The sequence below is a fragment of the Streptomyces pathocidini genome, from assembly GCF_001418495.1.
Lineage (GTDB): Bacteria > Actinomycetota > Actinomycetes > Streptomycetales > Streptomycetaceae > Streptomyces > Streptomyces pathocidini.
In genome coordinates this window covers 22,561-29,149 of record NZ_LIQY01000098.1, presented here as the reverse complement: position 1 = coordinate 29,149, position 6,589 = coordinate 22,561, and the positions used below count along the sequence as shown (strand labels likewise).

Sequence of the window (6,589 nt, the reverse complement as noted above, 5' to 3'; positions counted from 1 at the left end):
GTCATCCACGACTTCTGGGCAACCGACGCGGACACTGCCGGGGCCATGCTGGCCTTCCTCGGCCGCCACAACACCCGCGCCGAAACCGCCGAGTTCCGCCGCGGCACACTGCCCTACCCCACCCTCCTGCACAACCTCCACCGCCACCGGCCCATCTCCGAGGCCTGGCACCCATGGATGCTCCGCATCCTCAACGCCGCCGAGGCCGTACGGCTCCGGGGATGGCCCAAAGACCTCGACGCCACGGTGCCCATCGAGATCGAAAACGACAACGGCCGCACCTGGGACCGCTACATGTTCCGGATCACCGGCGGATCAGCACAACTCCACCCCACCACCGTAGAGAGCCAGGTCAGCCTCACCAGAAGGCAACTCGCGGTCTGGTACGCGGGCGGCTACCGAACCCCCACATCAGCGCGCATGGCCGGGCTCCGCGCACAATCCGAAGAGGCATTGGCAACGCTCATCCGCAGCACAGCGCAGTTCGAACCATGGCTTCCCGATCACTTCTAGCACCCGTGGATCACGGCCACTGACGGCTTCCCGAGACGACTCGTCTTGACCAGACCCACAACGGCCTGCGTAACCCCAACGGGGTCACACAGGCCGCCGTCACGCAGCCCCCGAATAACCAACAGCGTCCGTGGTGGGCTGGGGCTCGCGGGGGTGCGGTGCCGTACGCGAAGTGGCGTGCGGCGCCGGATACTTCAGCGGGCTACTTCACCGGCGCCAGCCGGTCGATGATGCCCGGGTGGGCGTCGATCCACTCCTGGACGCCCTCCTCCTGCTTGCCCTGGCCGGCCTCCTGGATGGCCTGTTCCAGGCTCATCAGCTCGTCGGGAGACATGTGCCAGTTCTTCAGCCAGCCGCTGAGCTCGGGGAACTTCCCGGGGAAGGACCTGTGCCCGAGCGACTTGATCCGGTTGTTGGCGCCCCAGGTCTTCTTGGGGTCCGAGAGCCGGGTCAGGTCGTACTTCTTGTACGCCCAGTGCGGCGACCAGAGGACGACCGCGACGGGCTCCTTCTTGGCGTACGCGCGCTCCAGCTCCGCGAGCATCGAGGAGGTGCCGGCCTTGGTCAGCTCGAAGTCCCCCAGCCCGTAGGCCGGCATGACCTTGTCCTCCAGGCGCATCATCTGGCCGGTGCCCGGCTCGATGCCGATGATCCGGCCCTTGAACCGGTCCTTGTGCCTACGCAGGTCGTCCATGGTCCTGACGCCCTTGACGTAGGACGGCACGGCGATCTCCAGGGAGGTCTTGTCGTACCACGCCCCTAGGTCGACCAGGTCGTTCTGGTACTTGTCCCAGTACTGCTTCTGCGCGACCGGCAGCCAGCCGTCGAGTTCCACGTCGATCTGCCCGGTGGACAGGCCCGTGAACATCGGGCCGACGTCCAGCTGGCGGATGGTGGGCCGGTAGCCGCGCTTCTCCAGGACGGCCTTCCAGAGGTACGTGGCCGCGATGCCCTCGTCCCAGTTCGGGTAGCCGATGTCGACGGACTTGCCCGCGTCCTTGCCCTTCGCGTACTCGGCGTCGGCGGCGGGGGCCAGCTTGTCGGCCATGCCAGGGTTCTTCTTCAGCCAGGCGCGCACGCCGTCCTGCTCGTGTCCCTTGCCCGCCTCCTGGATCTCGGCTTCCAGGGAGGTGAGCTGCTGCTCGTCCAGGCTGAAGTTCTTCATCCAGCGAGCGACCTCGGGCTCGTCCTGGGCGAAGCCCTTGCGGCCGAGGGTGTGGATGCCGTCACCGGTGCCGAAGGCGCCCTTGGGGTCCTTCAGCTTGGTCAGCTCGTACTTGTCGTACGCCCAGTGCGGGGACCACAGGGTGACCGCGACCGGCTCCTTCTTGGCGTAGGCGCGGTCCAGTTCGGCGAGCATGGAGGAGGTGTTGGACTTGAGGAGCCGGTACTCGCCCTCCAGCCCGTACTGCTTCTGCACCTTGTCCTCGTACAGCTTCATCTCGCCCGCGCCGGGCTCGATGCCGACGACCTTGTTCTTGAACAGGCCGCCCTTGCCCTTGAGGTCGTCGAGGGTCTTGACACCCTTGACGTACGAGGGCACGGCGATCTCCAGCGAGGTCTTGTCGTACCAGGCGCCGTAGTCCTCGAGGTCCTTGCCGTACTTCTTCCAGTAGGCCTCGTGGGTCACCGGCAGCCAGGAGTTGGTCTGGATGTCGATGTCGCCGCGGGCCTGGCCGGTGTAGAGCGCGCCCGCGTCCAGCGGCTGGACCTTGGGCTGGTAGCCGCGCTGCTCGAGGAGTTCCTTCCACAGGCAGGTGGAGGCGGTGCCTTCGTCCCAGGCCACGTAGCCGATCTTGATCTCGTGGCCCTTGTCCTTGTCGGCCTTGCCGAAGACGCTCAGTCCACCGGCGGCCAGCGCGAGGACGACCACGCCGACCATCGCGAGCGAGGTGGCGGGCTTCCAGTGCAGCACCTTGGCGCCGCCGCCGAGCATCGCCTGCGCCTTGGCCAGCGCGCGGCGGCCGAGCGGCGAGACGCGCTGGTTGAGGGCGCCGGTCATGCGGTCCAGGTACATGGCGAGGATGACGACCGCGAGGCCGCCCTCGAAGCCGAGCGCGACGTTGACCGAGCTGATCGCGTCATACACGGACTGGCCGAGACCGCCGCCGCCGACCATGCCGGCGATGACGACCATGGACAGCGCGAGCATGATGACCTGGTTGATGCCCGCCATGATCGTGGGCAGCGCGAGCGGCAGCTGGACCCGCAGCAGCGTGGCGCGGGGGTGGGTGCCGAACGCCTCGGCGGCCTCGACGAGTTCCTCGTCGACCTGGCGGATGCCCAGCTCGGTCATGCGGACCGCGGGCGGCATGGCGAAGACGATGGTGGCGACGATGCCGGGGACGACCCCGACACCGAAGAAGAGGATGCCGGGGATGAGGTAGACCATCGCGGGCATCGTCTGCATGAAGTCCAGTACGGGCCGCAGCGTGGCGCTGACCGCGCGGTTGCGCGCGGACCAGATGCCCAGCGGCACGGCCACGACGACGATCAGGAACCCGGCTACGAGCACCAACGCCAGGCTGTCCATCGTCTGGCCCCACTGCTCGATCGAGTCGATCAGCGCGAAGCCGGCGAAGGTGAGGACCGCGGCCAGCAGACCGCGCAGCCAGAACGCCAGCACCGCGAAGATGCCCGCGAGCAGCAGCGGTTCGGGGGCGCCGAGCACGGCCTGGAACCCGTCGTACATCCCGCCCAGGACGGACGAGATGAGAGTGAAGAGCCAGTCGAGGTTGTCGCGCAGCCAGTCGACCGCGGAGTCGGCCCAGCCGCCGATGTCGATCCTAGGCACCGGCGGTCACCTTCCCCTCGGGCTCGGCGCCTTCGGGCGAGCCGCCCGCGGCGCCGGTCGAGGGCGCGGCCTCGTCCTGCTGCATCGGCTCGCCGAGCACGGCGAGCAGCCGCTCGGCCGGCACCGCGCCGACCAGCTCGCCCGCGGCGTCGGTCACGGCGACCGGGACACCGCTGGTCGAGCAGGGCGTGAACAGCTCGAAGATCGGGGTGTCGACACCGACCTTCGCGGGCGCGGCGGCCAGCAGGTCCTCGGCGCGGCGCAGCTCGGTGCCGTCGGCGGTACGGGTGCCCAGCACCTCGTCGACGTCGGCCATGACCGAGCCGGCGGTGAGCACGCGGGAGCGGTCGACGTCCTGCGTGAAGGAGGCCACGTAGTCGTTGGCCGGGGTGAGAAGGATGTCCTCGGCGGTGCCGGTCTGCACGATCCGGCCGTCGCGCATGACGGCGATGCGGTCGCCCAGGCGCATGGCCTCGTTGAGGTCGTGGGTGATGAAGACGATGGTCTTCTTCAGCCCCTGCTGGAGCTCCAGCAGCTGGTCCTGCATGTCGCGGCGGATCAGCGGGTCCAGCGCGCTGAAGGACTCGTCCATCAGCAGCAGGTCGGCATCGGTGGCCAGCGCGCGGGCCAGGCCCACGCGCTGCTGCATGCCGCCGGACAGCTCGTCGGGCCAGGAGGTCTCCCAGCCCTTGAGGCCGGCCAGCTCCAGCGCCTCGGTGGCCCGCCGCTCACGCTCGGCGCGCCCTACGCCCTGGACCTCGAGCCCGTAGGCGGCGTTCTCCAGCACGCTGCGGTGCGGGAACAGCGCGAAGTGCTGGAAGACCATGCTGATCTTGCGGGAGCGGACCGCGCGCAGCTCTCGGGGGCTGAGCTCGGTGAGGTCCTGGCCGTCGAAGCGCACCCGGCCCGCGGTGGCGTCCAAGAGCCCGTTCAGCATCCGCAGCAGGGTGGACTTGCCGGATCCCGAGAGGCCCATGACCACGAAGATCTGGCCCTCCTCGACAGAGAAGGAGGCGTCGATGACGGCGGCTGTCGTGCCGTCCGCGCGCAGGTCGTCGCGGTCGGCGCCGCCCTCCAGTTTCCTGACCGCCTCTTCCGGTCGTCTGCCGAACACTTTGTACAAGTGCTCGGCTTGCAACTTCGACACATGCACCTCTCGGGTAGAACGTACGTGGCCCGCCTCCCCCGTCGGCGGGCCGGACGCGCGCCTGCCCCCCTGAAACGCATGACAAACCCACAAGTGAGTCAGTTCACAAGCGCTCGGCTTGCGGCGGGCCCGTTTCCCGGACCTCGCCGGTACCGCCCGGCGCCGCCGGCACCCCGGCGGTGTCAGTGGAGTGCGGCATCATGCGGGGTGTGACCCGACGCCTGATGCTCCTCGACAGCGCCTCCCTCTACTTCCGCGCCTACTACGGCGTGCCGGACTCGGTCCGGGCCCCCGACGGCACGCCGGTCAACGCCGTCCGCGGCCTGCTCGACTTCATCACCCGGCTCGTCCAGGACCACCAGCCGGACGACCTGGTGGCCTGCATGGACGCCGACTGGCGCCCGCACTGGCGGGTCGAGCTGATCCCCACGTACAAGGCGCACCGGGTCGCCGAGGAGGCGCTCCCGGCGAAGCCGGGGGGAGCGCCGGAGAGCCCGGACGTGGAGGAGGTCCCGGACACCCTCTCCCCGCAGGTGCCGGTGATCGAGGACGTGCTGGACGCGCTGGGCATCGCCCGCGTCGGCGTGGCGTGCTACGAGGCGGACGACGTGATCGGCACGCTGACGGGGCTCGCGCCCGGGCCCGTGGACATCGTCACCGGCGACCGCGACCTGTTCCAGCTGGTGGACGACGCGCGCGGGATCCGGGTGCTCTATCCGGTCAAGGGCATGGGCTCGCTCCAGGCCGTCGACGAGGCGTGGCTGCGCGCGAAGTACGGCGTGGACGGGCGGGGATACGCGGACCTGGCGCTGCTGCGCGGCGACCCGAGCGACGGCCTGCCGGGGGTCCCGGGGATCGGCGAGAAGACCGCCGCCAAGCTGCTCGCGGCCTACGGCGACCTGGCCGGGATCCTGGCCGCGGTGGCCGATCCGATGTCGAAGCAGCTGACGGTCTCGCAGCGCAGGCGGCTGGTCGAGGCGCGGGACTACCTCGCGGTCGCGCCCAAGGTCGTACAGGTCGCCACCGACGTACCGCTCCCGGCTTTCGACGCGACGCTGCCGCGCGAGCCACGGGATCCGGCGGCCGTGGTGGCGCTGGCGGAGCGGTGGGGGCTGGGTGGCTCGATGCAGCGGCTGCTGGCGACGCTCAGCGGCTGACCCTGTTAGGTTAGGTCTACCTAAGTTAGCCCGACTCCGAGGGGGAGGCCGACGTGGCAGACCGTCCGGCACGCAGGAAGCCGCAGCTCCACCGGGCGCGGGTGGTGCGGAAGGAACGGCTCACCCCGCACATGGTGCGGGTGGTGCTCGGCGGCGAGGGCCTGGCGGGCTTCCCCGCCGGGGAGTACACCGACCACTATGTGAAGCTGCTGTTCCCGGCCGAGGGCACCACGCTCCCCGAGCCGTTCGACCTGGAGGCCGTGCGGCGGGAGCTGCCCCGCGACCAGTGGCCGCGGATGCGTACGTACACCGTGCGTGCCTGGGACCCCGAACGGCGGGAGCTGACACTGGACTTCGTCGTCCACGGCGACACCGGCCTGGCCGGGCCGTGGGCGGTGACCGTCGAACCGGGCGCCGAGGTCCGCTTCCTGGGCCCCGGCGGCGCCTACGCCCCCGACCCGGCCGCGGACTGGCACCTGCTGGTGGGCGACGAGAGCGCCCTGCCCGCCATCGCCGCGGCGCTGGAGCGCGTACCGGACGGGGCGACGGTCCGCGCCTTCGTGGAAGTCGCAGGCCCGGAGGAGCGGCAGCGACTCACCGTTCCGGTGGACACGGAAGTAGTGTGGCTGCACCGCGACGGCGCCCCGGTCGGCGCGGCGCTCCTGGCGGCCGTGCGTGAACTGGAGTTCCCCAAGGGCGAGGTGCACGCCTTCGTCCACGGCGAAGCGGGCTTCGTGAAAGAGCTGCGCCGCCATCTGCGCCTGGAGCGGGGGGTCGCGCGGGAGCACCTCTCCATCTCCGGCTACTGGCGGCGCGGCCACGACGAGGACGGCTGGCAGGCCTCGAAGCGCGACTGGAACGCCCAGGTGGAGGCGGAACAGGAGACCGGCGCCGCCTGAAACGCGAGGGGCGGAACAGCCGCTGGCGGGACAGCCGCTCCCCTCCCCGAACCGGCTTGCCCCGCCTGCTGGTCGGCCG

The 6,589-nt window shown here is 70.3% G+C and carries 5 protein-coding genes; 3 read left to right on the top strand and 2 right to left on the bottom strand.

Annotation, left to right across the window (positions count from 1 at the left end):
* A partial coding sequence (locus AOK16_RS06515) for a sterol carrier protein domain-containing protein (RefSeq protein WP_205627638.1) occupies window positions 1-513 on the top strand: 513 nt, incomplete at its 5' end.
* Window positions 514-715: 202 nt separating this feature from the next.
* Here the strand turns inward: AOK16_RS06515 and AOK16_RS06510 are convergent.
* Together AOK16_RS06510 and AOK16_RS06505 are read right to left on the bottom strand one after the other, a co-directional pair.
* The gene (locus AOK16_RS06510; protein WP_055471266.1) at window positions 716-3,307 is read right to left on the bottom strand and encodes an ABC transporter permease/substrate binding protein; all 2,592 of its coding nucleotides are present in this window, start codon (window positions 3,305-3,307) and stop codon (window positions 716-718) included.
* Entirely contained in the window at window positions 3,300-4,454 is a 1,155-nt protein-coding gene (locus AOK16_RS06505; protein WP_055471265.1) for a quaternary amine ABC transporter ATP-binding protein, read from the bottom strand. The genes AOK16_RS06510 and AOK16_RS06505 overlap by 8 nt, the downstream gene beginning before the upstream one ends.
* 224 nt (window positions 4,455-4,678) lie before the next feature.
* Here AOK16_RS06505 and AOK16_RS06500 point away from each other — a divergent pair, with 224 nt between their 5' ends.
* Both AOK16_RS06500 and AOK16_RS06495 read left to right on the top strand, forming a co-directional pair.
* A complete protein-coding gene (locus AOK16_RS06500) occupies window positions 4,679-5,611 on the top strand; it encodes a 5'-3' exonuclease (RefSeq protein WP_055471268.1) in 933 nt (310 codons plus the stop codon).
* 53 nt (window positions 5,612-5,664) lie between these two features.
* On the top strand, window positions 5,665-6,510 hold the full coding sequence (locus AOK16_RS06495) for a siderophore-interacting protein (RefSeq protein ID WP_055471264.1): 846 nt from the start codon (window positions 5,665-5,667) through the stop codon (window positions 6,508-6,510).
* Window positions 6,511-6,589 lie beyond the last annotated feature (79 nt).